General features: G+C 42.3%; 23 protein-coding genes and 3 tRNA genes. 8 read left to right on the top strand and 18 right to left on the bottom strand.

What is annotated here, in order from left to right; genetic code table 11:
• Nucleotides 1-22: 22 nt before the first annotated feature.
• Entirely contained in the window at nt 23-3031 is a 3009-nt protein-coding gene (locus GKO22_RS14910) for a glycosyltransferase family 117 protein (protein WP_166336409.1), read from the bottom strand.
• A gap of 114 nt (nt 3032-3145) precedes the next feature.
• Here GKO22_RS14910 and proB point away from each other — a divergent pair, with 114 nt between their 5' ends.
• Nucleotides 3146-4180, top strand: a complete 1035-nt coding sequence (gene proB / locus GKO22_RS14905; protein ID WP_166336407.1) for a glutamate 5-kinase — start codon at nt 3146-3148, stop codon at nt 4178-4180.
• Between the two features lie 169 nt (nt 4181-4349).
• Nucleotides 4350-4751: a hypothetical protein gene (locus tag GKO22_RS14900; protein ID WP_166336405.1), complete on the top strand. Its 402-nt coding sequence runs from the start codon at nt 4350-4352 to the stop codon at nt 4749-4751.
• A 44-nt stretch (nt 4752-4795) separates the two neighbouring features.
• Here GKO22_RS14900 and GKO22_RS14895 read toward each other — a convergent pair whose 3' ends face one another.
• Complete coding sequence (locus GKO22_RS14895) at nt 4796-5932, bottom strand: acyl-CoA dehydrogenase (protein ID WP_166336551.1); 1137 nt, start codon at nt 5930-5932, stop codon at nt 4796-4798.
• A gap of 139 nt (nt 5933-6071) precedes the next feature.
• Between GKO22_RS14895 and GKO22_RS14890 the strand changes: the two genes are divergently transcribed.
• From GKO22_RS14890 to GKO22_RS14880, 3 genes are all read left to right on the top strand, one after another.
• Nucleotides 6072-6620: a PH domain-containing protein gene (locus GKO22_RS14890; RefSeq protein WP_166336403.1), complete on the top strand. Its 549-nt coding sequence runs from the start codon at nt 6072-6074 to the stop codon at nt 6618-6620.
• 4 nt (nt 6621-6624) lie between these two features.
• Nucleotides 6625-8106 carry a PH domain-containing protein gene (locus GKO22_RS14885; RefSeq protein WP_166336401.1) on the top strand — a complete coding sequence of 494 codons (1482 nt, stop codon included), beginning with the start codon at nt 6625-6627 and terminating at the stop codon, nt 8104-8106.
• A 96-nt stretch (nt 8107-8202) separates the two neighbouring features.
• The gene (locus GKO22_RS14880; RefSeq protein WP_166336399.1) at nt 8203-8838 is read left to right on the top strand and encodes a peroxiredoxin; all 636 of its coding nucleotides are present in this window, start codon (nt 8203-8205) and stop codon (nt 8836-8838) included.
• Between the two features lie 81 nt (nt 8839-8919).
• On the opposite strand, the gene GKO22_RS14875 is transcribed toward GKO22_RS14880, so the two are convergent.
• The 7 genes from GKO22_RS14875 to GKO22_RS14845 form a co-directional block, all read right to left on the bottom strand.
• Complete coding sequence (locus tag GKO22_RS14875) at nt 8920-9999, bottom strand: S1C family serine protease (protein WP_166336397.1); 1080 nt, start codon at nt 9997-9999, stop codon at nt 8920-8922.
• 73 nt (nt 10000-10072) lie between these two features.
• Nucleotides 10073-10666 carry an RNA polymerase sigma factor gene (locus tag GKO22_RS14870; RefSeq protein WP_317165719.1) on the bottom strand — a complete coding sequence of 198 codons (594 nt, stop codon included), beginning with the start codon at nt 10664-10666 and terminating at the stop codon, nt 10073-10075.
• A gap of 307 nt (nt 10667-10973) precedes the next feature.
• A tRNA-Asp gene (locus tag GKO22_RS14865) sits at nt 10974-11050 on the bottom strand.
• 25 nt (nt 11051-11075) lie between these two features.
• Nucleotides 11076-11152 (bottom strand) — tRNA-Asp (locus GKO22_RS14860).
• A 65-nt stretch (nt 11153-11217) separates the two neighbouring features.
• Nucleotides 11218-11291 (bottom strand) — tRNA-Asp (locus tag GKO22_RS14855).
• A gap of 73 nt (nt 11292-11364) precedes the next feature.
• Nucleotides 11365-12438 carry a peptide chain release factor 1 gene (prfA, locus tag GKO22_RS14850; protein ID WP_166336395.1) on the bottom strand — a complete coding sequence of 358 codons (1074 nt, stop codon included), beginning with the start codon at nt 12436-12438 and terminating at the stop codon, nt 11365-11367.
• A gap of 163 nt (nt 12439-12601) precedes the next feature.
• On the bottom strand, nt 12602-13354 hold the full coding sequence (locus tag GKO22_RS14845; RefSeq protein WP_166336393.1) for a UDP-2,3-diacylglucosamine diphosphatase: 753 nt from the start codon (nt 13352-13354) through the stop codon (nt 12602-12604).
• Nucleotides 13355-13421: 67 nt separating this feature from the next.
• Between GKO22_RS14845 and GKO22_RS14840 the strand changes: the two genes are divergently transcribed.
• A complete protein-coding gene (locus tag GKO22_RS14840) occupies nt 13422-15575 on the top strand; it encodes a prolyl oligopeptidase family serine peptidase (RefSeq protein ID WP_166336391.1) in 2154 nt (717 codons plus the stop codon).
• Between the two features lie 63 nt (nt 15576-15638).
• On the opposite strand, the gene GKO22_RS14835 is transcribed toward GKO22_RS14840, so the two are convergent.
• Nucleotides 15639-15962: a winged helix-turn-helix transcriptional regulator gene (locus tag GKO22_RS14835; protein WP_166336389.1), complete on the bottom strand. Its 324-nt coding sequence runs from the start codon at nt 15960-15962 to the stop codon at nt 15639-15641.
• Between the two features lie 148 nt (nt 15963-16110).
• Between GKO22_RS14835 and GKO22_RS14830 the strand changes: the two genes are divergently transcribed.
• Both GKO22_RS14830 and GKO22_RS14825 read left to right on the top strand, forming a co-directional pair.
• A complete protein-coding gene (locus GKO22_RS14830; protein ID WP_166336387.1) occupies nt 16111-16353 on the top strand; it encodes a hypothetical protein in 243 nt (80 codons plus the stop codon).
• 32 nt (nt 16354-16385) lie between these two features.
• Nucleotides 16386-17078, top strand: a complete 693-nt coding sequence (locus GKO22_RS14825; protein WP_166336385.1) for a CPBP family intramembrane glutamic endopeptidase — start codon at nt 16386-16388, stop codon at nt 17076-17078.
• Nucleotides 17079-17123: 45 nt separating this feature from the next.
• Here GKO22_RS14825 and GKO22_RS14820 read toward each other — a convergent pair whose 3' ends face one another.
• From GKO22_RS14820 to GKO22_RS14785, 8 genes are all read right to left on the bottom strand, one after another.
• Complete coding sequence (locus GKO22_RS14820) at nt 17124-18029, bottom strand: hypothetical protein (protein ID WP_166336383.1); 906 nt, start codon at nt 18027-18029, stop codon at nt 17124-17126.
• Nucleotides 18030-18317: 288 nt separating this feature from the next.
• A complete protein-coding gene (locus GKO22_RS14815; RefSeq protein WP_166336381.1) occupies nt 18318-19502 on the bottom strand; it encodes a C1 family peptidase in 1185 nt (394 codons plus the stop codon).
• Nucleotides 19503-19565: 63 nt separating this feature from the next.
• Nucleotides 19566-20630, bottom strand: a complete 1065-nt coding sequence (locus tag GKO22_RS14810; protein WP_166336379.1) for a TerC/Alx family metal homeostasis membrane protein — start codon at nt 20628-20630, stop codon at nt 19566-19568.
• 2 nt (nt 20631-20632) lie between these two features.
• On the bottom strand, nt 20633-21604 hold the full coding sequence (locus GKO22_RS14805) for a polyprenyl synthetase family protein (RefSeq protein ID WP_166336377.1): 972 nt from the start codon (nt 21602-21604) through the stop codon (nt 20633-20635).
• 66 nt (nt 21605-21670) lie between these two features.
• Nucleotides 21671-22237 carry a DUF3109 family protein gene (locus tag GKO22_RS14800; RefSeq protein WP_166336375.1) on the bottom strand — a complete coding sequence of 189 codons (567 nt, stop codon included), beginning with the start codon at nt 22235-22237 and terminating at the stop codon, nt 21671-21673.
• Nucleotides 22238-22244: 7 nt separating this feature from the next.
• Nucleotides 22245-23033: a DUF3108 domain-containing protein gene (locus GKO22_RS14795; RefSeq protein WP_166336373.1), complete on the bottom strand. Its 789-nt coding sequence runs from the start codon at nt 23031-23033 to the stop codon at nt 22245-22247.
• A gap of 31 nt (nt 23034-23064) precedes the next feature.
• A complete protein-coding gene (locus GKO22_RS14790; RefSeq protein WP_166336547.1) occupies nt 23065-23580 on the bottom strand; it encodes a DUF2480 family protein in 516 nt (171 codons plus the stop codon).
• Between the two features lie 65 nt (nt 23581-23645).
• Nucleotides 23646-25748, bottom strand: coding sequence for a peptidylprolyl isomerase (locus GKO22_RS14785; protein WP_166336371.1), 2103 nt, complete (start codon nt 25746-25748; stop codon nt 23646-23648).
• Nucleotides 25749-26145: the final 397 nt, after the last annotated feature.

Below are 26145 nucleotides of genomic sequence, written 5' to 3'. Positions count from 1 at the left end.
CATCACGATCCGCTCTTATTATTTATTGTCCAAAAATCTGATGATATTTCTGATCTAGCGCCTGTACCTCGGCGAGTAAAGCTGGATATTTTTCCTCTTGCAGCATCTCGGTATACATCGCCAAGGTTGTCATCCCTAAACGAATATTGCGTACATCCAATTCTTGCTTGCTGGCATATACAGATGCTTTATAGTCCATATCTGCGGCCAAGAAGGCGAGGTTTTGCTGCAACATCGTATTTGCTTCCCTTGATTGTTTCGTTTTGTACAAGGTATCAATCACCACGGTGTTTTGATATACTTGAGTAAGATTGTTTACCTGCTTAGGCCGTTCTTTGTAGGCAATAGCCGCAACGCGGCCCGCTTTATCGAGTTCGTCTTGCTGCCGCAATTCCTGTAAAGCCAAGTGCAACACATCAGGATACAAGTAATTCTCATAGATAAAACGTGAATCGGTATCCAAATGAGTCAATTGATTCAGGTTGCCCCAGTGCAGTTTCTGCGTAATGTTCTCATACAATGTATCCATATTCACCAAAGTTGGTTGCTCTGTGGGTTGACCGCGTTCTACCGGCATCAGCCGATGTACCAATCCTTCTGATACCAAATATTTGTTTAGTCCCATCGTATGCTCTTCTGGCATTCTCGAGAAGAAATAAACCGGACGTTCCCAATTATTATTCACCAACAAAGACATTAATCCCAACTCGGCGCGCGATACATAATTCTTGTTATACGTCCATTCTAGCTTTTCGGGAATGCTATCTTCCCAAGTTTTAGGAACCACCTGATGGGCGATGACTGCTTCTTTATCAATGGGAAGTTGGAAGTTTTTAGTGGGTAATACGTTAGCATATTTTCCATTTTGCAGCTGTAGCTGATTGCTCTGATTGTCTGAAAGCATAATGTCGAGCAAGGTGCTGACATCCACATTTCCATCGATCTGCATATCAACAAAATGTAACACTTCACGTACTCCTTTTGCTATCTTTTGCGGCTCAATGTGGATAGGCAATGCTTTTAAATCAGCCTGATCCTGCATGAGTTGTTCCAAATACCAGTCCGATTGTAGATAACCAATATTAATGACACGTACATCGCGACGCACCTGTTCTACTTCTTGCAAATACCATAATGGAAAAGTATCATTATCCGTGTAAGTGAATAGAATGGCATTCGGGGCACAAGATTCTAAATAATTGTACGCCATATGCTTGGCCATCGTGCGATCGGATCGGTCATGATCGTCCCAATTCTGGACAATCAACAAGGTTGGTGCTGCCAACAAACCAATCATAACGGCCGAGCCCGTTGCCCAACGCAGCGCCATACGCTTACGCAAAAGTTGTGTAATGGCCAAAACACCCATCCCAATCCATATGGAAAACATATAAAATGAACCTACATACGCATAATCGCGTTCGCGCGGTTGCAATGGCGATTGATTCAGATACAAAACAATGGCGATTCCCGTAAAAAAGAATAGCAAGCTGATGACTAGTGCATCGCGTTTACTTTTTCGAAAATGCCAGATCAGCCCTGCTACACCAATCAACAGTGGCAAAAAGAAGTATGTATTGCGCGATGGATCTTTAGTGAAAATCGGATCGAGGGTCTGTTGTCCGCCTAAGCGCACATCGTCAATTGCTTTGATACCCGACAACCAGTTTCCATTGAAGGAAGAAACCATCGGGTTGGGTGTATCATTTTGTCGGCCGACAAAATTCCACATAAAATACCGCCAGTACATATGGTTGAGTTGGTATCCGAAGAAGAAACTCAAGTTGTCAGCCTGCGTCGGCGTTTGTCCATCGTTTAATCCCAAGTAGTTTTGATAGTATGCAGCATGTCGCTCACTCCACACACGGGGGAATAGCATTTCCTGATCATATACGTACGATTTATTAGAAGAAATTTCGGTGTATTTCGAGGGATCTTTTCTGTAGAAGGATTTTTCATTGACATCAATAGGATTCGCATTGAAAGTGGGTCCTTTCAACAATGGCTCCGAAGGATATTGCTCCCGTGTGATGTAGCCATACAGAGAAAATACATCGTCGGGGTTGTTATTATTCAGCGCGATTTCTGTTTGCGCCCGCACAGGCAAAAAGGTATACGAACTGTAACCAAAAAGTACAAAACAGGTGGCTAGTAGCGCGATATTCCAGATCGGTCTGTTACGCTGATTGGTAATAACCAATCCGTAGATCAAGCCAGCGACCAAGAGAATGACAAAAAAGGCAATCCCACTACCAAAAGGCAGGTGGAAGCTGTTCACAAAAGCAAGATCAACATAGGCAGCAATCTTCACTGTATATTGAATAATACCCCAAAGAATAAATCCAAGCACGCCCACACCGATCAGCAAGGTTTTTAAAACGCCTTTCCAATGTACTGTTGGCGATAGCTGATAATAAACTAATAAAGCGATCGCCGGAATAGTGAGCAAATTAAGCAAATGCACACCAATGGATAATCCCATTACGTACGCGATCAACAGCAACCATCTATTAGCATCAGGTTGATCCGAGCGATTCATCCATTTCACCGCTAACCACAGTACGACTGCGGTACATAACGACGACATCGCGTATACTTCGGACTCGACTGCGGAATACCAAAAAGTGTCCGTAAAAGCATAAGCCAAAGCGCCAGTAGCGCCTGCGCTGATGATTTGCAAAAGCTGTGTGCCGTTTGGCTCGACACCACGCTTAACCAATACTCTGCGCACCAATGCCGTAATCGTCCAACACAAGAAAACAATAGTAAAACCACTGCATAGGGCTGAGCCGATGTTCATCCAAAATGCCACACGTGTCACATCGCCGCCGGCAAGATTGCTGAAGATATTTTGAATCATCAGGAAGAGCGGCGCACCTGGCTGATGTACAATCTGCAGTTTGTAAGCCGAAGCAATAAACTCGCCCGTATCCCACCAACTTGTGGTTCGATCGGCAGTTAGGATATATACGAGGGTGGCCAGTATTCCGCAGACCCAGCCCGTGAGGTTATTCCATCTGTTGTAATTCATAATAAGGCAGTTTATTAGCGTTAAAAATAGGAATTAATTACACTGACCATGGAATGATTAACAAATCTTAACAGACTTGCGTGAACAAGAAATAAATTCTAATTTACTTCTGTTATGAAGAAGCCTATACTGGTTGTTAAGTTTGGCTCTGCTGCGGTGACCGATCAGCAGGGTGAAGTAGATGAGCGTGTTATTTTAGAGATCGCGCGACAAGTGAGTAAACTCCAAGAAAAATATAATATCGTATTGGTATCGTCTGGAGCGGTAGCTGCTGGCAAACGATTTTTGCCGCATTATCGCGGCTCGCTTTCTGAGCGTAAAGCTGCGGCGGCCATTGGCAATCCACGCTTGTTGCAGACCTATGCCACGTATTTCAAACCTTTTAAGATTGCGCTGGCGCAAAGTCTTTGTGAGCGACAGCATTTTGCCAATCGGGATCAGTTTTTACAATTGAAAAGCACGTATGAAACGCTGTGGCGCAATCAAATTATTCCGATCGCCAATGAAAATGATGTGGTGAGCAGCCAAGAACTGAAATTTTCGGACAATGATGAACTAGCCACGCTGATTGCCGTCGGTTTTGGTGCGGAGAAATTGCTTTTTAGCACCTCGGTACCTGGTGTCCTAGATGCAGCTGGTGAGGTTGTGACAGAGATTGCGCAGATTGATAGCTCGGTGCTTGGTTTGGCGCGCAAAGATAAGTCGTCAGTCGGATTGGGCGGAATGACTTCTAAGCTGAATTTTGCGCGATTGGCCAGTCAGATGGGTATCGAATCGGTCATCTTCAGCATGAAAACAGAAGATGGCTTGCTAAAAGCCATGCAGGGTGAAACGGGTACCGTGTGCCGTGCGCAAGGCAAACGCATCTCTTCGCGACATAAATGGATGGCCTCGGGCAGTTTGATTTCTGGAAAGCTGAAAGTAGATGCCGGCGCTATCGAGGCGCTGAAAGCCCGGAAAAGTTTGTTGGCAGTAGGCGTGCAAGAGATCATTGGAGATTTTGTGGCAGGAGAGATTTTCCAGCTGGTCGATGAACAGCAGGTCGTATATGCGGTTGCCAAAGCGCGTATTGATTCTACGGAGCTGCGCGCGCATGCAGGGCAGAAAAATCTAGAAGTCGCGCATGCGGATGATATTGTACTGCTGTAGACCGAAACGATATTTTAAGGTATGAAGTCCATGATTTGGTAGGAAGAATAATACTATATTTACCATTATTACTGACAAGATAAAGCCTGTTAAGGGATAAATGGAAAGTTGGTAGTTTATAGGTGTAAAAAGACCTTTCTGGTCGCGATAGAAAAGTAGAAAACACAAAATGGGAATAAGAGTAGAGAAAGATACGATCCTGAACTGGATCAATGAAATGGGAAAGTTTCTACGCTTGATCGTAGAAAAATGGGAGAGTGGTATTTCGACCTCTGGTGAAGATGAAGAAGTGGCCGCAGGATATCAAACCTATTTTGGAAAAGACCGTCATTATTTCCAATCGCTGGACTTGGCCGCATTGAAAGCTTACGCTGATGAGACTTTGCAAGTCGAACAAGTGCGACCATTGGCCTTGTTGCATATGTACGATGGTTTCATCAGTGGCGACGGATCATTATTGGAAAAAGCAAAAGGTTTGCTAGAGCATCATGCTGCGAGTACGGGTAGCTTCTCGTTCGAAGATTTCGATCATTTGGCCAAGATTGATGCGGCGCTAAAACAAGGCTCATAATAGTAGGATAGTTTAGGCGAGAATACCTCGCCTAAACTATCCTACTATTTCAAAATTTCCCGTGCGATTACCAATCGCTGGATCTCCGAAGTACCTTCGTAGATTTGCGTAATCTTAGCATCGCGCATCAATCTTTCTACATGGTATTCTTTCACATAGCCATAGCCACCGTGAATTTGTATTGCTTCAACGGTGTGCTTCATCGCTACTTCTGAAGTGTGTAGTTTCGCCATAGCCGCTTCTTTACCATAAGGAAGCCCTTGATCTTTCGTCCAAGCTGCTTTGTAGGTCAGCAAACGTGCTGCTTCAATTTCTACCTCCATATCGGCCAATTTGAATTGTATCGCTTGATGATTGCTAATGGGCTTGCCAAAGGTCTTGCGTTCCTGAGAATAGGCACGAGCCAAATCGTAAGCACCAGCCGCAATACCTAACGCTTGCGCGGCAATACCGATACGGCCACCATCTAAGGTTTTCATCGCAAACTTAAATCCGAAGCCATCCTCGCCAATACGATTCTCTTTTGGCACTTTCGCATCAGAGAACATCAATGAATGCGTATCCGAGCTACGAATACCCAATTTATTTTCTTTTGGACCAATGGTAAATCCCGGTGTACCTTTTTCGACGATCAAGACATTGATACCGCGGTGGCCTGCACTCGCGTCGGTTTGAGCGATTACAAGATAAATATCGGCATTGCCGCCGTTGGTAATCCAGTTTTTGGTGCCATTTACGAGATAATGATCGCCCTTATCTTCTGCCGTGGTGTGCTGCGAAGACGCATCAGAGCCAGCTTCGGGTTCTGATAGTGCAAAGGCACCTAGTTTCTCTCCAGCCGCTAAAGGGCGGAGGTATTTTTGTTTTTGTTCTTCGTTGCCGTACTCATTCAGCCCCCAAAGTACCAATGAATTATGGGCAGATAAAATGACGGCCGTTGAAGCATCGATTTTGGCAATTTCTTCTAATACTAACACGTATGCCAAGGTGTCTAATCCTGCACCGCCATAAGCTTCCGGAACCATGAGTCCCATAAAACCTAGATCTGCCATTTTCTGCACAAATTCATGGGGAAAGAGTGCTTTTTCGTCGCGTTCGATGACGCCTGCTTTCAATTCCTGAGCAAATTCGCGTGCTGCTTGCTGAATCATGCTATGCTCTTCGGACAACTTAAAGTTCATCATATCTACTGCATTGGTTACCCAAATATAAATTAATTTATTATGTCAGCATAATAAATTATTTGCTTTTTATTTCTAAATGTAGCGGATTTACTTATTTTTAGATTTCAGTATTCCCTAAAATCGATCAAATACCTATATGGCTAGCTTTGAAAACAATCCTGTAAATTTAGATGCCATTCCACAGTGGGAGTCGGTTTCCTTTTATCCCATTTCCCCAAAATATCGATTCTTAATTATTGGCAATACGGTGCTGATTTGGTTGCTTGCTCTCGCGATTCTGGCTGTAGTGGTCATTACATCAGATGAAGGAACGGGTATGGAAACAGCGGTGTGGATATCGGCAGCGGTATTCCTTACCGTACTTGCTGCTATTTATTTAATCTTTAACTTGATTTCTTTTCGTCGCCGAGGTTATGCCATTCGGCAGCATGATGTTTTGTATCGAGCCGGCATCTTTTCGCAGTATACCTTAGTCATTCCTATCAAACACATACAACACATCAAAGTAAAAACCTCGGTGCTTGGCAGGTTGCTGGGTTTGGTCACGGTCGAGCTTTTTACTGCTGGCGCGGGCAAGGACATGCATATTGCTGGGCTAGACAATCCCCATGCATTAGCACTGCAACAACATTTAGCGGAGCGCGTATCGACTATTGACGAACGATCTAGGCTGGAACATGAATAATTCTATGGATTTTTCGCAACCTCATCGCTTGGACGCAGGCGGATTTATTGTCGAAGGACTGCTTTCCTTTGGGCGAGTTATACGTTCTTTGGCTCTGCCACTGGTATTCATAGCTGTGAAAAATGGCCATCTTTTTCTGACTTGGCAATTCTGGGCGATTTTGGGTGGCTTAGTCGTCGTACATTTTATCTACTCCTATTTCCGGCATCGTAATTTTATCTTCTATGTGGATGATGAAGCGCAAACTTTTGTGCTGAGTAGCGGACTGCTGAGTAAGAGTAAGATTGTATTGAAGTTCGAAAATATTCTACAAGTCAATGTGCGGCAAAATGTAATCCAGCAAGCTTTAGATCTATATAGTCTGGAAATTGATTCTGCCGGAAGCAAAGAAAAGGAAGTAGATCTTTATGCATTGAGTGAGCCGACGGCATTAGCTTTGCGGGATTATTTGGTTGCTAAAAATTTATCGGAAACGGAGAATAGAGAAGGCGAAGCACAGCAAGAGCCGATAGCGGATGAGTTGTTGTTCCGTATCCCCAATAGCGCGATCTTGTTGGTGAGTTTATTTACCAATTACAAGCAAGGGCTGCTTTTATTCTTAACCTTTCTGATCGGTTTGATAGATGTATTTCGTGATTTCATTCCAACGATAGATTACGAAGGTTATTATCAGGATTATCAAGCGCAATGGATGAACTTTATTGGTCAACTACTCCTTTTATTTGGCCTAATACTTCTTATTCCCATTGGAATCAATCTGGTCAAATATTTTTTTACTTATTTCAGCTTTTCTCTCCGCAAGAATCAAAAAGGAGATTTTATGATGCATTATGGCTTGTTTCATTTGCAGCAGGTGATATTCAATCGAAAGAAAATCCAAATGATGAGCTTTGTACAGAATCGTATTTTGAAGCTGATGGATCTCGGGATATTATCGCTGCTGCAAGTGAATACTGATCCGCAGCAAAAAGATCAAGGCATCATCCATATTCCAGGAATCAATACCTTATCGCGAGAAGCGGTTTGGCAGTTGGTTTTCGAGAGGTCGTTGGCAGACGAAGCTGTAGAGATCAGGAAACCTAAGATTGGCTTATTCATGAGTAGGATGGTGAAGCTGACGATAATTACATTGGCAGTTGCTTCCCTATGGTATTATAGAGATGGTGGTGTAATGGGTTTGTGGACGATCTGCTTCCTCTTTATATTATTGAGCGTGTACAATATCATCTATTATGGAACGTATCGATTGCGCATTTATGGAGATTGTCTAGTCAAAGAAGATGGAGTTTGGGATCAGAAAGAAATGGTGCTGCCGCTGGATCGTATTATCTCGGTGAGCGTATCACAAACGATTTGGCAGCGCATGCCTAAAACCGCTAACTTGCATGTCAGCACGGCTTCTGGTGAAGTGGTATTCAGGCATTTCGACCGTCAAGCGTTAATTAATCTATCCAACCAGCTTTTGTACACAGTTGAAAGAGTGTAATTTTTAATCAAACAGGAAGCCGACTCCTTTGTTATAACTATAATATCTACTATATTAGTAGATATTGAATGATATTTAAAGAAAGGAGTTTAAGATATGAGTTTAAGATTGGGCGATGATGCCCCTAATTTTCAAGCACAGACGACTGTTGGCGAAATTGATTTTTACGATTATACCAAAGATAGCTGGGTAGTTTTATACTCGCACCCTTCGGATTACACACCGGTGTGTACGACAGAATTGGGGCGTACAGCGCAGCTAAAGCAAGAGTTTGAAGCACGTAATGTGAAAGTATTAGCGTTGAGTGTAGATTCGGTAGAAGATCATCACGAGTGGATTAAAGATATCAACGAGACGCAGAATACAACGGTAGATTTCCCAATTATAGCAGATAAGGATCGTAAGATTGCAGAATTGTACGATATGATTCACCCAAATGCTTCGGCCACAGCTACGGTACGTTCCGTATTCGTAATTGGGCCAGATCACAAAGTCAAATTGACGTTGACGTATCCGGCTTCTACTGGGCGAAATTTTCAAGAAATTCTTCGCGTAATCGATTCTTTGCAGTTAACGGCTGATTACTCCGTAGCTACGCCAGCAGATTGGAAGCATGGTGAAGATGTGATTGTCGTACCAGCAATCAAAACGGAAGATATCCCTGCTAAATTCCCGAAAGGACACAAGGAAATCAAGCCGTACTTGCGCACTACGCCACAGCCGAATATCTAGGCTACGCCAAAATTGATAAAAGAAAAGGGTCGAAATCACACATGATTTCGACCCTTTTCGATATCTATATCAGCTATCAGTTTAATAAACCTTAACGATGTAGATAAAGTCTTGCAATTTTTTGATTTGTTCGGTGCGGCTCAGGCTGCTCATCGAGTTCTTCTCGCTAAGGTCCAGATTACCTTTTAGGACTTCTTCTGGAATATCATTAAGGGCATTCATTAGCGCTTCCGTTTTGATCGCAAAACCCGCCCCGTCAATTCCTTTTTGCTTACCCGAGATAATCCCGATGATATTTCCATAATGGTCAAAAACAGGACCACCACTATTTCCAGGGTTTAATGGAATAGAGATTTGATAAGCTAACGTATCACCTGCATAACCTGTAGCAGAGCTTAAATATCCTTCACCATATACGGCCTCATCGCGAGGATAACCGATGGTGAAGATATCGTCCCCTAAGTCTAAATTCTGACGGCGGAAGGAATAAGGAATATTTTTGCTTGGTGTAAACTCAGTATCGCTAATGTGTAAAATAGCTAAATCCTTCGTCGCATCCTTGTAAATGATGTCGGCTTTATAGGATTCGCCTAGACGGTTTTGCAAATGCACGGAATCTGCGCCATTCACCACGTGATAGTTGGTAACCACATAGCCATTTTTATTTAGCAAAAATCCCGTCGCGCCATAATGCATGTCCGGTTGTTCGCTTTGGCTATTATTGATGTTTTTGATAGCGGTATGTTGCGCATTGACATTGCGCTTCACATTGTTTACCTCGCGGCGCAGGGCACTGTAATCGGATGTCGTTTTTTTAATAGTGGAGAAGTACCCAGTACTATATAGCGTAGCTAAAGAAGATAAAATAGCCACAACAGCGGCTGCCACACCATTAATGCGCAGCACATTCCAAAGGCGTGTAACTATCGTTGTACTGCGATAATCTTGCTCGAAAACATCCTGCAGTGATTTTTTGAATTCGGAACGACGATGATATTGCTCTAGTTCGCTGATTAATGCCTGATGTTGTACGAATTTTTCCTCGAAGAGGGGATTATCGCGACGGAACTGGTCGAATTCCATGCGTTCCTCCACTGTAAGCTCATTGGCCAAGTATCTATCGGCTTGTTCCAAAAATTCTTGTAAGGTCCATTTTCCCATCTTCCCGTTGTTTTTTGAAGGTCTATACACAGCATTCAGTCAGAATCGTCCGAATGCGAGGCTTTAGTAGGAGCTAGGCACCGTGCGGGTTTCCGCTGAAAAATAATTTTTTCAGCCGCTGCAGGCATTTATATTTTTGCGTTTTGGTGTTATCCGTATTGGTGTAACCAAATTTTTCGCAAATGTCCTGCATCGACTTATTACGGAGGTAAAAATCCGTCAATATACTTTGGCAAGGTTCGCCTAATACCTGCAGTGCACTTTCCATTTTCTCAAACTGTCGTTCTTGATCTTCATGCATCTGTAGGTCTTCACTCAGATCGGGGCTTTCTTCGAATCCATCTTGCTCAATCGAATAATGATTATTCGACTTTTTGCTAAGCTGCTTCAACCACAATCGGCGGCTAACCGCATAGAGAAACGTTTTAAGCTTGCTTTCTAGTACAAAACCTTGTCCAGTAACCTTATCATACAATACCATAACCGCTTCCTGAAAGACATCTTTTGCTTGGTCTTTCGATCCGTTGTTGTTCAAGATCATCCGCTCCACGTACGGGTAATGCAATTTATACAATTGTAGTATAACCCGATTGTCCCGATTGGCAATGCCTTTCAGTAGAGACAGATCGTCGATCTCTTTTGGCAATATGTTTCTAATATTACTCACCTATTAATACGTAATTAGCTACAATAGTAACCCTTTGATGTTAACTTAATTTATGAAAATAATGTCAAACGTACTGGATTTTTTGTTAAAAGCATCTGCTTCTATGCGTATTTTCTTTATCTAATTGACAATGAGCCCATTTTTTGATGGATAGTGCCACATTGCACTTTATGGTTAGATCTATTCCTTTGTAACTTAAAACGTTAATTTTTGCTATTTGTTTCAAATCCGGGATTTGGCAACTGGTCGTCGAATTCTCATAAACGAAAAAAGGTCTTCATCTTGAGAGACGAAGACCTTTTACAGTTGGCGGTCTGGACGGGACTCGAACCCGCGACCCCATGCGTGACAGGCATGTATTCTAACCAGCTGAACTACCAGACCTAAAAATAAAAGTACTTGAGAATAATGGCGGTCTGGACGGGACTCGAACCCGCGACCCCATGCGTGACAGGCATGTATTCTAACCAGCTGAACTACCAGACCAGTATTCTCAAGACTTTTTAATTGTTGTTTTTAAAAGAACGTTTCGGAATTATCTTCCTTTTTTGCGGTCTGGACGGGACTCGAACCCGCGACCCCATGCGTGACAGGCATGTATTCTAACCAGCTGAACTACCAGACCATTTCCCCTCTTTTTAGAAGGTGTGCAAATATAGTGTTTATTTCCATATCCGCTAGTACTTTTTTCAAAAAAGCTACTCTACGGTACCTTCCTTCATCTTTTCTGCGTTCTCTGCAAATTGCAATGCATCGATAATATCTTGGATAGCACCATCCATTACAGCAGGCAAGTTATACATAGTCAGGCCGATGCGATGTTCAGTAACTCGTCCTTGCGGATAGTTGTATGTACGGATTTTAGCCGAACGATCTCCTGTCGATACCATTGTTTTTCTTTTGGCCGCTACATCACCATGTTTCTTTTGTACTTCCAATTCGTACAACTTGTTGCGGAGCATCTCCATCGCCAGCTCACGATTGGCTAATTGCGAACGCTCTACTTGACAAACGACCACAATGCCAGAAGGTTTGTGTGTCAACTGCACTTTCGTTTCTACCTTGTTGACGTTCTGCCCACCAGCGCCACCAGAACGGGAAGTTTGTAATTCGATATCGCCTGGATTGATTTCCACATCCACCTCTTCTGCTTCTGGCAAAACGGCTACGGATGCCGCGGAAGTGTGTACACGGCCTTGTGTTTCGGTATCGGGCACGCGCTGTACACGGTGTACACCCGATTCATATTTCAATTGACCGTAAGCATCTTCACCGATTACTTTTAGGATCACCTCTTTATAACCTCCAGAAGTACCTTCGGTCACATCCATAACCTCATTTCTCCAACCTTTAGTTTCGAAGTAACGGGTATACATGCGGTACAAATCACCAGCGAATAGTGCAGCCTCATCGCCACCACTACCACCGCGGATCTCCAGAATAGCGTTTTTGCCATCTTCTGGATCTTTCGGGATTAGCATTAAGCGGATCTCTTCTTCTTTTTCTTCTCTTTGAGTCCACAAGGTGTCCATTTCCTCCTTGGCCATCTCACGAAGTTCCTGATCTTTTTCATTCGCCAGAATATCTTTGTTGGTGTCGATATTGCTAACGATGTTTTTGTAGATGTGGTATTGCTCTACGATTTTAGAAAGATCTTTGTATTCTTTATTCAACTTAGCGAAACGTTTCATGTCGCTAATAATATCTGGGCTGCTGAGTTCGGCCTCAACACTTTCCCAGCGTTCTTTTATTGCTTGTAATTTTTCTAACATAATAAATGTCTACTAAATAATGCGCTGATGTAAGCCAACGAAATGTGGGCTGCCCGATCCTGCTGCATTACTGTAAAGTGCACAAAAGTACTTAAAAAACTTTGCTTTAAGGTGTGGTCGAAGATATTAAAGACTGAATAATGGAGCAACGATCTTCGAAGCCTTAATGAGCTTTCCAGTTGTGTAAAGTCAATTCCTGACCATCCCACGTGGCGTAAGTTTCATAATTCACCCATTCGCCCAAGTTGATGATCCTACTCTGATTTCCGATGGGTAAATCGTAGGGAAGATGACGATGGCCAAAGATGTAGTAATCGTGATGATCGGTTTTTTCTAGAGAAGAAGCGTATTGATATAGCCATTCTTTGTCCTCCCCCAAAAATCCATCATTCTCGCCACTGGCCAGTCGACTTTGTTTGGACCACAATGTCGCAATGCCGATCCCCAAGTTTGGATGCAGGCGCGCAAATAGCCATTGACAAAGCGGGCTGCGGAATATTTTCTTAAGGAATTTATATTTCCGATCGCCTGGTCCCAATCCATCGCCATGATGCAGGTAGAAACGTTTTCCATCTAATTTGATCACGTGTTCGTTGTCGATAATAGTGGCGTTCAATTCTTCTTTAAGATAACCGAACATCCACATATCATGATTGCCCTTGAAGAAGGTGATCGGGATGCCCAAATCGGCCAATTCGGCTAATTTGCCCAAAAAACGAATGTAACCTTTGGGCGTCACGGTCTTGTATTCAAACCAGAAATCAAAGATGTCGCCCATCAGATAAAGCGCTTTTGCATCCTGTTTGATATGGTCAAGCCAAGAGACAATACGTTTTTCCCGAAGCTTGGATGCCGAGAGTGGATAGGCTCCTAAATGGAAGTCTGAGGCAAAATACACTTTGGTTTTCGTGGACATAACGACGAAATTACCTAAATTTTATATTATGTTAGTATATTTATTTTTTCGCACAAACAGCTAAAATATGATAGTAAATAAAAGATTTGGTTACGTGGTCGTTTCCTTGGCATTCGTAGCTTGTAATGAATCCAAAGAAATTGCGCCAGCAGAAAGCATTGCTTTGAAGCCCTATCCGCAAACGGAGAAAACGGATCAGCAAGATGTATACTTTGGTACGACGGTAGAAGATCCGTATCGGTGGTTGGAAGATGATTTGTCGGACAAGACGAAGGCTTGGGTGATCGCCGAGAATGAAGTGACCAATGACTACTTAAGTCAGATTCCATTTCGCGAAGCCATGCGTGAGCGTTTGCAGAAATTGTGGGATTTTGAAAAGGTAACAGCGCCTTTTGAAGAAGGAGATTTTACGTATTTCTATAAAAACGACGGGTTGCAAAATCAGTACGTACTGTACCGCAAAAAGGACGAGAAGGACAAGGAAGAAGTGTTTTTGGATCCGAACAAATTCTCGGAAGATGGCACGACTTCATTAGCAGGCGTGAGCTTTAGCAAAGATGGGTCGTTGGTCGCTTACCAAATCTCGGAAGGCGGATCAGATTGGCGCAAGGTGATCGTATTGAATGCTGCTGACAAATCGGTGGTAGGCGATACCTTAATCAATGTCAAATTCTCAGGCTTATCTTGGCGAGGCAATGAAGGTTTCTACTACAGCAGCTACGACAAACCAAAAGATGGCTCGGCGCTTTCTGCGATGACGGATCAACACAAGTTATTCTTCCATAAATTGAATACGCCGCAAGCGGATGATGAGTTGATCTTGGGTGGATCGACCTTTCCGCGTCGGTATATTTCTGGCGGTGTGTCGGAAGACGACCGTTTCCTGATTGCCAGCGCTGCTAACACCACGTCGGGCAATGCTTTGTACATTAAAGATCTGACAGATCCTGCGGCGAAGTTTGTGCCGATCGTGGATAATATGGAAAAGAATCATTCGGTGATCGATAATGACGGCACAAAGCTCTTTATCTACACGGAACTAAATGCGCCAAATGGTCGTGTAGTTTCTGTTGACTTCGCTAATCCGGGAACAGCTGCTTGGGTAGATGTGATTCCTGAAACAGAGCAAGTGTTGCAACCTTCTACTGGTGGTGGAAAGATCTTTGCCAACTATTTGAAAGATGCGACGTCATTGGTTAAGCAGTTTGATCGCAGCGGAAAGCTGGAAAGAGAAATCGATCTACCAGGTGTAGGAACAGCAGGAGGTTTTGGTGCAAAACGAGATGACAAGACCTTGTATTATTCTTTTACGTCGTATGTAGATCCGGGAACGATCTTCAAGTACGATATTGAAGCAGGTAAATCGGAAGAGTACAGACGTTCGGGGGTATTGTTCGATGCAGATAAATATGAGTCGAAGCAGGTATTCTATACTTCAAAAGATGGTACGAAAGTGCCGATGATCATTACGCATAAAAAAGGTTTAAAATTAGATGGTACTAATCCAACCTTATTGTATGGATATGGCGGTTTCAATATTAGCCTGACTCCTTCATTCAGTACGAGCAATATCTTGTTGTTGGAGCAAGGCGGAGTATTTGCCGTGGCTAATCTGCGTGGTGGCGGTGAATATGGAGAGAAATGGCATCTGGCAGGTACAAAATTGCAAAAGCAAAATGTATTTGATGATTTTATTGCGGCAGCAGAATACTTGGTTAACGAGAAATTCACGTCATCAGAACGTTTAGCGATTGCAGGCGGTTCTAACGGTGGCTTGTTGGTTGGTGCAGCGATGACGCAGCGTCCAGAATTATTCAAAGTGGCTTTCCCAGCTGTGGGCGTGTTGGATATGTTGCGTTACAACAAGTTTACGGCTGGTGCAGGTTGGGCCTTTGATTATGGTACCGCAGAAGATAGTGAAGAGATGTTTTCTTACTTACACAAATATTCACCTTACCATGCATTGAAGGCGAATACGGCCTATCCGGCTACGATGGTGATGACGGCAGATCATGATGATCGCGTGGTGCCTGCGCATTCATTTAAGTTTGCTGCGCGCTTGCAGGAATACCATAAAGGTGATAATCCTGTCTTAATTCGTATTGAAACGAAGGCCGGACACGGTGCCGGAAAGTCAACCGAAATGGTGATTGCTGAGCAAGTAGACAAATGGGCATTTATGTTCCAAAATATGAATTTGCCTTTCAAAGAGATTAAATAAGGTCTTAGCGGAGGTGTCCAAATGCTAAAAGGTCTGAATGAGCTATCATTCAGACCTTTTTTATTACTCCCCCTCCAACACCAAACTTTCTATCTGAGTCAGCGCTGGCGCGAGTGATTTTCCTTTGTCTGTTAGTTGATATTCTACCCGAAGTGGTTTTTCTTGTAAGATAACGCGTGCGAGTAAGCCATCCGATTGTAAATCGCGAAGCGCAGCAGAGATAGATTGCTTGCTGGCTTGCGGAAGTTGATGCAACAAGGTGCTAAATCTCAAATTCGACGTTAGGGACAATCGAAATAGCTCCGGTTTCCATTTTCCAGACAGTGATTTGAGCAACTGACTTGCCGGGCAGGGCTTTGTATCGACGACTTCAATAGGTGTGGTCATAAATTTCTGACTTATTGCAATGTTGATTAATAAAATAGACCTTTGTGCAAAGGTATTTATTTGCAGACAACGATTCGATGTGATCGCAAAATTTCTATCCGTCTGTTTGCTATTTGATGCCAATCAAACCCTAATTAACCAGATAAGAATGAGTAAAAAATTGAAGGATTATAGCCTGGAAGAATTGATCCAGAAGAAGAAAAAAACTGCAGGCATTCTTTTAGGCTTTGCGGTGGTCATGCTAGTGGCTAGTGTAACATTAATTTATCTCGCCATAAAACAAAAGAACTATGCTTTAATCGCGGTGGCATGTGGTGGTGTGATGCAAATTGGTCTTCTGATGGTCCAGGTTGGTAATCTAAACAAAGAGATCAAGTCGAGAGTATCATAAAATCTACAAATCACATCTTAATACCTCAACTTGTGAAAAATAAAGTTAATTATCTAGCTATTGTTGTCTTTTTCGTGATAGCAGTTGCTTTGCGCTACCTGACTAATAAGACTGCAATCTTAGACGGCGTGCACAATGATTTTCTAAAAGCGGTGCTACAAGGAGCAGGACCTGCGGTCGGAGCTTTTACCGTATTTGCGTTATTCGGCATTAAGATGCAACTAACTTTACAAGGGAATTATCGCAAGCTTACTTTTCCCTTTTTATTGTTTTGGGTGCTTTCCATTGCTTTAATCTTAACGGCTGAATATTATATAAAAGGCACTCTTTCGGGATATGCCATTTTTACCATTCTCGTATATGGATTATTGGAAGAAATTGGTTGGCGTGGATTCTTGCAGCGCGAACTGAAACCACTTCCGGAGTTCGTAAACATCCTCCTAGTAGCAACCCTATGGTTCTTGTGGCATCTCAATTTGGAGTTTACGAGTTCGAATCTGATGTTTTTTGGAATATTGGTGCTAGGCAGCTGGGGTATAGGTAAGGTTGCGGATGCGACAAACTCCCTGCTGGCCGTTGCCGCGTTTCATTCACTCAATAATTTTTTTGGAAAACTAACTACAATTAATATGATCATTATCGCGGTGTTGTTGATCGTGTGGATCACATCGCTGCTGTTGAAAAAGAAGTACGTGCATAAATCGGCTCAAGGCGCAGCAATATAAAAGGTTCTTCTACAAGTAACGATTTATCTTTTAGAACCAAGTCGTTTATCTTTTAGAACCAAGTCGTATAGTCGCTTCGATCTTTATTTGTAATCCACCTCGTATATCTTGATTAAGCCGTGTCCGGTCGTCGTTGATGTTTATGGCTGAAATAGCCGTCATCTTGTTGTCGTTAACAGCGTAGAGGCCAAAGTCGGTGGCTGAATAACCGGCTTTCAATCGTAGCAATAGTTTAGAATCTAATGCTGCATATTGAAAATAGGGCGTAAAACTGATTTCGTTGTTTTCAACATATCGCTGATCTACGTTATCCCGACCCATAAAGAAACTTCTGCGGATCGCTACGAAATCTAAGCCTACACTGGTCGTTTTTTTATTGTTCAATGCATAATTAGCGTCTGCCCATAGCGGTAGCGAGGCATCAATAGTTAACTTATCGTCTGGAGTGCGGTAGAAAATTCCTAAAATAGGTGTTCCAAAAAATCCATAGGCTTCTTGTGAACCATAGAGACCGACTTTCCAAGTTAGGTTTTCACTTCTGACCCGTTTCAACATCGCTAAGCCACCGATCATAAAGGAGGATCCAAAATTACTGTCGTAATCGGAAGCAAACTTTGGTAAAGCAGCAATGTAGCCGTTCCACTCTTGGTTGAACACTTTTGATATCCCAAGTCGTAGCATCGCATTGTAAAAAGTATTGTCCGTGGCATTGTTATTCAACTCTAAACTTCGGAGATTGAAATCTCCTCCCACCAATACGTGTGTGGCGGGCGCGATCTGCAATGGCGAAAGAAACATAGCGTCGAATGCATTCATACGTGAACTGGCATCCTGTCCTTGGTAGTTAATCTGCGTAGAGGAATAAGATATTTTTGCTACATCCACATAGTCTTGTGCAAAGATATGCTGTACGGCAAAAAACAGGACAAATAATAAATTGAATCTCTTCATAAAACAGGTTTTTAGACAGGTACTATGCACGATAGTACATGGTATAATCGGTTATTCTTTCCCTTTGATCTGCAATGAAAAAGCATTGCTGGGCTATTTCCGCTTAAGTTAGTGCGAATTATTGTGTCTTCAAGGTATAAAAAATATATTTAAAAAGAAAATAATTCTCTATTTATGCTGTGAAAATGTTGTGCGGAAAACTGACTCAACTCTGAATTCTACAAAAAAGGCAAGATAGCGCTTGCTATCTTGCCTTTTTCAGGTATTATTATATTCTGATAACCTTATTTAGATGCTCAGTTTCTTTTTCATCGCATTGCCAATACCATCTTTGTGTAGCAATAGCGAAATGGTCTTGTAACGTACAAACTCCTTGGTTACATACATATAACCTTTGTAGTCGTTAGACTCGCCCCAAGAGTTTTTAACGGTGTAATATTCTTTGCCATTTTGATCTTTTACCATGCCAACGATATGCATACCGTGATCGTCTGTAGTGGAATAATCGTCAAATGCTGCCTGTCTCTGTGCAGGAGTGATGGTTGGTTCTGCTTTTGGGCCGTTAAACATTTCAGCTTGCTCCGAGGCGCTCATCGACTCTACTGCTTTCTCAGGTACATACGCCACGCCATTGCGCCAGCTAAAACTCTTCTCTGATACATCCGTAGCCCAAGCTACGGTAAAACCTTTGCTAAGTGCTTGATCGATTATATCTGTCAAATCATTGATTTGTACATTGTGGAAACTTTCGAAAGACCAGTTATCAGGAATCAATAACACGAAAGATTCATAGTAAGGATATGCCTCAAAAGAAGAGATCGCTACGTAATCTACCGGTTTGATACCAATAACCTGATCGGCAAAGGTGCGCGGCGTATAGTTTTTGCCTTGGTAGTTGAAGTTTTCAGGAACTTTGCCTAAGTAGGCATCCAATACGCCAGTATAAGCTTGAAGCCAGTGCGGATTGGGTTTTATAGACTTTGCCACATTCTCGGTCATGTTGTGCAAAATCGGCGTCATTTCACCAAAATTATTCCGTGTCTGACCTTCTTGCAAGCCGCTATACACTTCCTTCGGAACGGCGCCATACTTTTTGAAGATCGTCAATACGTCATGCACTTGACCACCTTCACCTTGCGCTTGATCGCCGTGTAGTCTCACGTAGTTTTTCGCTTTTTCGATATAAGTTTGGCGTGCGGTATAGATTTGCGAAATCTCTACTGGTGCTTTGCCCATACGGATCATTTCCGACTCCAAAAACGAGTTTCCGGAGTAAGACCAGCAAGTACCTGTAGATCCTTGATCTCTGATTGGCGTATTTTCCAGATTAATGACATCGGTAAATTGAAAAGCAGCTTTGCTGTTTTCACTCGCATTGCCCTTGATAGAATTGATCAGATTGTCTTGTGCCTGTACGCCTAATGCGCCTATAAATAGACCTAGCGACAGTACAATCGATTTGTTTACGTTCATGGTTTAGTCGTGTTTAGTAATCAGCACGAATTTATACATTATGAACGAAACTATAAATAGCTATTACGGCCTACTCATCGGATCACCTTCTACCTTTTTCGGAAACATCAGCGACGCTATAATGCTGATAGCCAATATACCAATGATAATGATCAACGAGTGAACAGTTTCGAATCCCCAACTGTGCAACCAATCGTGTAGCAACATCTTTACACCGATAAATACGAGTAAGAAAGCCAATCCAACCTTTAGGTAATGAAACTTGTGAATGATATTGACCAGTAGGAAGAACATGGAACGCAACCCTAATACCGCGAAGATATTGGAGAAGAATACGATGTACGGATCTTGCGTGACGGAGAAAATCGCAGGGATGGAGTCTACGGCGAAGATCAAATCGGTGAACTCGATGACCAACAAGACCAAAAATAATGGCGTCATGTAGCGCACCCCATTTTTGATGTCGAAGAAGTTACCACTCTCTGTTTCGTGCGTTACCTTAAAGTATTTGGAAGCAAACTTTACGACGGGATGGCCTTTAGGGTCAACTTCTTCTTCCTCATTGCGTTTGATGTACATCATCACGCCTGTATAGACCAAAAATGCGCCAAACAGATAAAGAATCCAGCCAAACTTAGCGATCAATGCTGCACCAATAAAAATGAAGATACAACGCAATAAGATCGCTCCAATAATACCCCAAACTAAGATTTTGTGGTAATATTTTTCAGGAATACCAAAGGAGGAGAACAGCAACACCATCACAAAGATATTATCAACCGAGAGCGCATACTCTACCACATAACCGGTGAGGTATTCTAAGCTCAGGTTGCGATTGTATATCGCAATGCTCTGCTCGAAGCTGTTTTCTACGATTTCAATATTGTGGGAATGCCGATGAACCACGTCTTTCAGCGTTGCCATATCGACGATGCTATGCAGTTCGTGTCCCCAGAAATAGAGAATGAGGCCAAAACCCAATGCGAAAGAGATCCACACCAAACTCATAATGGTGGCAGATTTTAAGCTGATCGGTTTGTTGCCTTTGGCAAACAAACCTAGATCGATAGCTAACATGAGGATAATGAAAAGTATAAATCCTCCAAAAAAAAGCAACTCGTGGCTCATAGTTATTTATTACGTTCTGTCGTGTATCGCACTAATTGCTCCAGCCCGGTCTTGTACACACTGTCTGGAAATTCTGCTAAGATATCAAATGCTTCCTGTTGATACTGTAGCATTCGTTCTGTGGCCATCTCCAAACCATTGCTGCTGCGCACAAACTCAACCACTTCTGCAATTTTATCACGATCTTCATTATGGTTTTTCACCAGGTTGATGATCCTTCTTTTCTCCTTAGAATCCGTTTCTTGTAAAGCTAATATCAATGGGAGCGTCATTTTCTTTTCCCTCACATCGTTGCCGACGGGCTTGCCTACATCATCTACACCAAAGTCAAACAGATCATCCTTGATCTGAAAAGCGATGCCCACTTTCTCACCAAAGAGATGTAATCTTTTGATCGTCTCTTCAGATGCGTCGGCAGATGAAGCACCACAAGCGCAACATGAAGCAATCAATGAAGCTGTTTTCTTTCGGATAATTTCAAAATATATCGGCTCTTTGATGTCTAGCTTACGTGCTTTTTCAATTTGTAATAGTTCACCTTCACTCATTTCTTCTACGGCATCCGACATGATTTTGAGCAAGTTGAGCTCATCGTGCTTCACCGACAAAGACATCCCTTTTGACAACAAGAAATCGCCTACTAAAACGGCTACTTTGTTTTTCCACAAGGCGTTGACCGAGAAAAATCCGCGACGCTCGTAAGCATCATCGACTACGTCATCGTGTACCAATGATGCGGTATGCAATAATTCTACCAAAGACGCGCCTCGGTAGGTCGATTCTGTGATGCTTCCGGTAAGTCCCGCGGAAAGGAAAACGAACATCGGTCGCATTTGTTTTCCTTTTCTTTTGAGGATATATTGAGTGACCCGATCCAATAGTGGTACCGAACTTTGCATGGATGCTTTGAATGTTTTTTCAAAGCGTTTTAAATGTTCAGCAATGGGCTCTTGTATTACGTCAAGTGTTAGCATGAATAGGTTATAAAACCGAATAATAATTGTTTAACGGTTACAGTTCTACGGTAAAAATACTAAAAATTATACGTTAGAATTTACCGCATTTTCCAACTCTTCGTACCATGCTTCACCGTATACTCTGATGAGTGGATCTTTGAGAAATTTGTACACTGGCACACCCAGTTCCTGACCGAAAGTACAGGCGTCGCTACAGATGGACCAGCGGTCGTAGTTTAAGACATCGAATGATGGATAATGGGTGGTACGAATCGGATACAGGTGGCAGGAAATCGGTTTTTTCCAATCTACTATACCATCTTCATGTGCTTTTTCGATCGCGCACTTGGTCATGCCATTTTCCCACATCACATACGCACACTCTTTATTACCATCAACACAGGTGGTAGTAAGATCGCCATCCATGTCCACGACGTGTGTGCCTTGCTGTTCTACGGCTTCAATGCCTTTTTCAGTCATATAAGGCTTTACCTTCGGATAGATCTCTTGGAGTATATCTATTTCACGGGCGAGCAGGGGCGCACCCGAATCACCTTCGACACAACAGATTCCTTTGCATTTGTTGAGGTTGCAAACGAAGTCATTGTTGATTACATCTTCATTTACGAGGACATTACCTACTTCAATCATGGTCTTATTATTTTGAATAGCTGGCGCGCTGTCCCAATTTGTATTTTAAACCTTCGGCACTTACCAATTCTAACGTCACTGATCCGATCAGAATCTCTACATGGGCTTTCACCGGGATTCTGTTTCCATCATTTGTGACCCAAAGATACAGTTTACTATCCTTTTTGAAAATACGACCTGGCGATATCTCTGGACTTAACTTGATACATTCTAGTGTGCCAAGCGCGGTTTTAATTTTCTCAACACCAATGTACTCTACGCTTAGCTCGGAAATGCCACTACTCAGGAAGTAGTTGATGTCGAACTTATCGCCTTTTTTGAGTTTGGAAAAGTCAAGATTTCGCGCAAAATAATAGGCGGATACTAAGTCAAAGAATTGTGGTTTGCTACTTTTGAAAGTGCCTTTTTTGCCGGTTACCGTGTGGTTTTTATGATCGAATGATGCATACTCTTCTCTACTATAGCTGCCTTCTTGAATGTTTTCAACATAGAGATAGGGTAGGTAGGTTCGTTTGTTGATATACGATTCATATTTGTTTTTAACCGTATACAAGGAGAATGCGCCCGATGTGGCTCCACTAGCAAATAAGCGAAAAGTTGGGTCTGGCCCAAATTTTAAGTTTGAATCGCTCACCTGTAGATAGGCGGAAGCTGCGCTTAAAATCCCATACTTCAATTTATAGCGCAATTTTTCGCCACCCTGAAAAGTAGATTCTGGCAAGTAAGGAAGTTGCTGCGCAAAAGACAGTGTGGCTATCAGGCAGGTTAAAACAAAAGTGGTTAACGTTCTTCTCATAGTTTTTTAGACCTGCTGATGATAGTATGGTTTAAGATTTTCGTTTGAAGACAGGGACGGTCGAACAAGGCTCACCATACATGACACTTTTAGCAATTTGAGTCATTTTTCCGGTAAAAGCGACGAAAGCTTCTGTCGGAATAGGGATATCACCACATCCTTTTACCACAACGCGTTGATCTTCGTATTTGCTGTAATCTAAGTTAGTCAACAAATCGCGGAACAAGTTACCGCGCACACTTTCTGCATCTCCGAAATGTACTGACGCCGCAATAGGTGTAAGCTTGGTAGACAATAACATGTATGCCCAGGTAGGTACGATGGCATCCGTAGAGCAAATAATGCCGATGTGCTTATCGCTATACACCGACCAATCATTGTTTTTAATAAAATCGCGGAAATCCTTTTCTTTTAAGATCAAACCGTGAAAAAGGTTGTCTTTGATATCATACGTGATGATATCTTCTTGTGGTGCAAATTGAGCAAGATCTACGGTCATCAAACCGCTCTGAGCGACCTTATTTACAATAGTTTCTTGTATCTCCATCATTTTAAAAATAAAAAAAGCTGGACATATACTATATGCCCAGCTACAAATCTAGTTATTATATCCTAATAGAATCTAATGCGATTGTCATCAATCTTCGCATTGTCTTGTAGTGCTCTAAAGATACCACCCCAAGCACGTTGCGTATTTGTCGTCATCATCTGACGTTGTTGCTTGTTCAAATCGTCACCAGACAATGCTTTTGGATTTACGAAGCCAATTACTTGTACTGCATAAACTCCTTGATTGCCTTCGATAGCAGCAGATGGTTTGTTTGGCTGCAAGCCAAATACGGTACCAACTACAGCATTCTCCAATGCAATTCCAGGAATTACTGGATTAGCAAATACAACGTTTTCTACTGTTTGTACGTTTTTATTTACTTTTTGTGCAATCTGATCGATAGATGACGAACCGCTAATAGCATTGTTCATTTTCTCTTTCAGCATTCTAGCTTTTACCATGTTGCGAACCGCTGGTTCGATTTCGCTTTTTACAGCTTCTAGTGGTTGAATGCCTTTTTCTTGAATACCGGTTACCCGAGCTACAATGTAGTGGCTATCAGATTCGTATACTTTATCTGAAATTTCGTCTTTTTTAGCTCCGAATGCCCAACGCAACAACTCACGTGGTACTTCAGTTCCGTTTAATGTACCATCCATTGCCAATGTGCGCGCAGACGTTTCTACGTTCAAGCCGTGTTTGCTAGCCACTTCCTTAAAGTTTTTCTTATCTGCTTCCGAGTAGAAGGCATTAGCTTTTGCATAAGCAGCATCTTGTGTTGCACGACCTGCTACGATTGCTTTATCAATAATCGCTGTTTTCGCGATTTTAGAATTACCAACTTGGCGCTCGATTTTGATGACGTGTACACCGAAGTCTGATTCTACGACAACCGCATCGCCTGCTTTGCCACTAAATGCTGCTTCTTCAAAAGCAGGCACCATACGGCCACGTGTGAATGTACCTAGACTTCCGCCATTTACTTTACTGCCTTCGTCCACGCTAAATTCCACCGCTAAACCAGCAATGCTCTCGCCACGTTGAATTAATTGCTTGATAGAGTCTGCTTTTACTTTTGCTTTCTCTACGCCACCTTCAGCTACTGGATTTAACAAGATGTGACTTGCTTCCACCGAGTCAGGGCTAAATTTAGTATCCAATACTTTAGCGATTTCGTAAACATTGCCACTCAAGAATGGACCAACTACGGTACCACTAGTGGCATTGAAAACGACGGAATCCAATGCAGGATTTAGTTGGTTGCGGCTATAATAACGAACTGGGTATTTTGTCTCAGAAGTGCTTGCTACAAATTGCTCTTCCGTAGTGGAGTTTTGCAAATCTGATTTTAATTGATTGATTTCAGAAATGATCATCGCTGTATCAGCTGCTGTTGGTCGTGCATCAAAAGTGATGTACTCTAATGAGCGAACCTCTTCGGTGTTCCGGAATGATTTCTTTCTTTTATCGTAGTATTCTTTGTAGTCGCTATCGGATAATTTGATTTCTGCATCTTTTACAGAAGCGTAATCCAACATCACATACTTGAAGTTCGCAATTTTATTGCGAGAGCTATGTTCTTGCTCTGCTTCTAGCGCTGTCGTATAAATGCTGTTCGATACCAGATTTGAGTATTTTTCATTGAGGCGTTGCGCACGAATACCTTCGAGCAAAGCTTCCCATTGAGCTGCTAACTCAGGGTTATTTTTCGCTTCGCTACTTACCATCGCCACTTGATTTTTGTCAAACTGACCTGTTTGCGGGTTAGTAAATTGCTGTATGATTTGCAAAGATGGATTTTCGCCAAACACCAAACTGTTCAATTCATCTTTACCGACGGTAATACCGATTTTCTCAATTTCTTGTTTTAGTAATTCTTCAGAGATATACTGATTCCATACTTGTTGTACGGCATAGCTACGCATTTGTGGGGAGCTACCGCCGCCCATTTGCTGCTGAAATCCCGCTACTGCCTGATCTACTTGCACGTTGAAGGTCTGGTAATCGATACCTTCTCCATTTACACTACCGACTTCGTTTTGGCTTTTCATCCAAAATGGTGTCCCATAATTGATGACGTCGCCTAACAAAAATGCTACAATTGCTAATCCAATAACGAATATCACTAAGCCTGCACGGCTTCGTAAATAGCTCATTAATCCCATATCTATCTATTTGATGTTGTTAATTGCTTGATTTTAATACTCTTTTTATCTGTTTCTTGAAAACAAGGCGCAAGATACAATTTTTATTAAAAAATCAATCCTGTCATCAAAAACATTTTAGCCCGATATTCTAACCGGTTTTCGATGATTAACTTTCCTATTGTCAATTCTCTGAGACTATCAAATTTTATGAACGAATTATATGAACGAAGCCTGAGCCTTTTTTTGTCCATGTATCATACAGTGCTGTATATGCCTCATCCGACTTTTCTGCATTTTCGTCGCAAGACTAAAGACAATCTATTGAGTAGGTTATAAATAGTTAACACTAGCGTAATATTTTCTTAAACGGTAGAAAAGAATATAGAACTATATTTGCTTTTAAGTTATTTTATTA

The sequence above is a fragment of the Sphingobacterium chungjuense genome (genome assembly GCF_011316935.1).
Classification (GTDB): Bacteria; Bacteroidota; Bacteroidia; order Sphingobacteriales; family Sphingobacteriaceae; genus Sphingobacterium; species Sphingobacterium chungjuense.
The sequence above is the reverse complement of the archived record's forward strand: the minus strand, read 5'-3'. Positions and strand labels throughout refer to the sequence as shown.

Bases quoted from the DNA above. Each gene is read 5' to 3' on its own strand.
- GKO22_RS14910 (WP_166336409.1), bottom strand. From the start codon at position 3,031: ATGAATTACAACAGATGGAATAACCTCACGGGCTGGGTCTGCGGAATA.
- GKO22_RS14795 (WP_166336373.1), bottom strand. From the start codon at position 23,033: ATGAGAAGAACGTTAACCACTTTTGTTTTAACCTGCCTGATAGCCACA.
- GKO22_RS14840 (WP_166336391.1), top strand. From the start codon at position 13,422: ATGATAGTAAATAAAAGATTTGGTTACGTGGTCGTTTCCTTGGCATTC.
- GKO22_RS14845 (WP_166336393.1), bottom strand. From the start codon at position 13,354: ATGTCCACGAAAACCAAAGTGTATTTTGCCTCAGACTTCCATTTAGGA.
- GKO22_RS14880 (WP_166336399.1), top strand. From the start codon at position 8,203: ATGAGTTTAAGATTGGGCGATGATGCCCCTAATTTTCAAGCACAGACG.
- GKO22_RS14800 (WP_166336375.1), bottom strand. From the start codon at position 22,237: ATGATTGAAGTAGGTAATGTCCTCGTAAATGAAGATGTAATCAACAAT.
- GKO22_RS14785 (WP_166336371.1), bottom strand. From the start codon at position 25,748: ATGGGATTAATGAGCTATTTACGAAGCCGTGCAGGCTTAGTGATATTC.
- GKO22_RS14835 (WP_166336389.1), bottom strand. From the start codon at position 15,962: ATGACCACACCTATTGAAGTCGTCGATACAAAGCCCTGCCCGGCAAGT.
- GKO22_RS14805 (WP_166336377.1), bottom strand. From the start codon at position 21,604: ATGCTAACACTTGACGTAATACAAGAGCCCATTGCTGAACATTTAAAA.
- GKO22_RS14820 (WP_166336383.1), bottom strand. From the start codon at position 18,029: ATGAAGAGATTCAATTTATTATTTGTCCTGTTTTTTGCCGTACAGCAT.
- GKO22_RS14810 (WP_166336379.1), bottom strand. From the start codon at position 20,630: ATGAGCCACGAGTTGCTTTTTTTTGGAGGATTTATACTTTTCATTATC.
- prfA (WP_166336395.1), bottom strand. From the start codon at position 12,438: ATGTTAGAAAAATTACAAGCAATAAAAGAACGCTGGGAAAGTGTTGAG.
- GKO22_RS14885 (WP_166336401.1), top strand. From the start codon at position 6,625: ATGGATTTTTCGCAACCTCATCGCTTGGACGCAGGCGGATTTATTGTC.
- GKO22_RS14895 (WP_166336551.1), bottom strand. From the start codon at position 5,932: ATGAACTTTAAGTTGTCCGAAGAGCATAGCATGATTCAGCAAGCAGCA.
- proB (WP_166336407.1), top strand. From the start codon at position 3,146: ATGAAGAAGCCTATACTGGTTGTTAAGTTTGGCTCTGCTGCGGTGACC.
- GKO22_RS14790 (WP_166336547.1), bottom strand. From the start codon at position 23,580: ATGGAGATACAAGAAACTATTGTAAATAAGGTCGCTCAGAGCGGTTTG.
- GKO22_RS14815 (WP_166336381.1), bottom strand. From the start codon at position 19,502: ATGAACGTAAACAAATCGATTGTACTGTCGCTAGGTCTATTTATAGGC.
- GKO22_RS14900 (WP_166336405.1), top strand. From the start codon at position 4,350: ATGGGAATAAGAGTAGAGAAAGATACGATCCTGAACTGGATCAATGAA.
- GKO22_RS14890 (WP_166336403.1), top strand. From the start codon at position 6,072: ATGGCTAGCTTTGAAAACAATCCTGTAAATTTAGATGCCATTCCACAG.
- GKO22_RS14830 (WP_166336387.1), top strand. From the start codon at position 16,111: ATGAGTAAAAAATTGAAGGATTATAGCCTGGAAGAATTGATCCAGAAG.
- GKO22_RS14875 (WP_166336397.1), bottom strand. From the start codon at position 9,999: ATGGGAAAATGGACCTTACAAGAATTTTTGGAACAAGCCGATAGATAC.